This window comes from Inquilinus sp. YAF38 (assembly GCF_052113205.1).
Lineage (GTDB): Bacteria > Pseudomonadota > Alphaproteobacteria > DSM-16000 > Inquilinaceae > Inquilinus.
The window spans coordinates 1-1,479 of the sequence record NZ_JBFRCU010000203.1; the positions used below are offsets into that span (position 1 = coordinate 1).

Annotated in this window: 1 protein-coding gene; it reads left to right on the plus strand. The window is 66.5% G+C overall.

What is annotated here, in order from left to right:
- Positions 1–176: 176 nt before the first annotated feature.
- Positions 177–1,469: an IS4 family transposase gene (locus tag AB4Z01_RS36235; RefSeq protein ID WP_441701695.1), complete on the plus strand. Its 1,293-nt coding sequence runs from the start codon at positions 177–179 to the stop codon at positions 1,467–1,469.
- Positions 1,470–1,479 lie beyond the last annotated feature (10 nt).

Genomic DNA, 1,479 nt, shown 5'->3' on the forward strand with positions numbered 1-1,479 from the left:
CTAGGGCATCTACGGATCTTTGGAGCGACAGATTGACTCGGGGAGAGGGTTGTCGATTCCCGGCGGCCCGGGGTGTGTGATTCTATGGGCGACACTTTGGGGAACCGGAGTGTCGTCATGGAGATCGATTGGTCATTGGGGCGGTTCGGGGATCGGCGCCTGGATAAAGGGGGGCGGTGCTTCTCGAGCGCATGGTGTCGTGCGCGACGGTATGCCTGCGCCGTCTGGCGCAAGGGAGCTGGTCGGCGCAGATGCGGTTCTGGCGCTTTCTGGCCAATGAGCGGGTGAGCGTCGACAAGCTGATCGCCGCGTGGAGCGAGCAGACGGGGTTGGCGGCGGCGGGGCGGCATGTTCTGGCCATCCAGGACACCAGCGAGATCAAGTTCGCGACGACGGCCGAAGCCCGGCGCGGGCTGGGGAGGATCAAGAAAGGCAAAGCGTATGGTGTGCTGTTGCACGCCATGATGGGCGTCGATGCCGACAGCGGTGCGGTGCTCGGCCTGGTCGGCGGCCAAGTGTGGAACCGCCCGGGCGAGGTCGACACTCCGCACGCCAAGCGCCGGCTTGCGGACAAGGAGTCGATGCGCTGGATCGCCACCGCGGAAGCAGCCAAGGAGACGCTGGCGGCGGCCCGTCTGGTCACGGTCATTGACGATCGGGAAGGCGATTTCTACGCGCACTGGGCGTTGACGCCGACCGACACCGTCCATCTCCTGACGCGGCTGATGCACGATCATGCCCTGCTGGCGGGCGGCACAGTGCGCACGGCACTGGCGGACCAGCCGGTGGTCGACACGGCGGAGCTGGAGTTGCGCGAACGTGCCGACCGGCCTCCGCGCACCGCTCATCTGGAGCTGCGCTTTGCCGCCGTCCAGCTCAAACGGCCCAAGAACACCCTGGAGAAAGACCTGCCCAAGAGCCTGCCGGTCCATGCGGTGGAGGTCGTTGAGCCGCATCCCCCGAAGGGAAGCGAGCCGGTCCATTGGATCCTGCTGACCACCCATCGCATCGACAGCGTCGCCGAGGCCTGGCAGATCGTCGCCTGGTATCGCCAGCGTTGGCACATCGAGCAGTTCTTCCGCACCCTCAAGCGCCGGGGCCTGCAGATCGAGGATAGCCAGCTGGCCAGCGCCGACCGCCTCTGCAAGCTGGTGGCCATCGCCGCCAAGGCGGCGGCGATCGTCATGCAGCTCCTCCAGGCGCGCGACGGCCGCGATCGGCAGCCAGCAAGCCTCGCCTTCACACCTCACGAGATCACCGCCCTGGCCGTGCTCAACCAACGCCTGCAAGGCAAGATCGCCCGCCAGAAGAACCCCCATCCCGAGGCCTCCCTCTCCTGGGCCGCATGGGTCATCGCAAAGCTCGGCGGCTGGCACGAATACGAAGCCAAACCGCCCGGACCCATCACCTTCCACAACGGCTTGGCCTTCTTCCGCGCCTTCGCTGCTGGCTTGGCCGCCAATCTGTAAATGCCCTAGC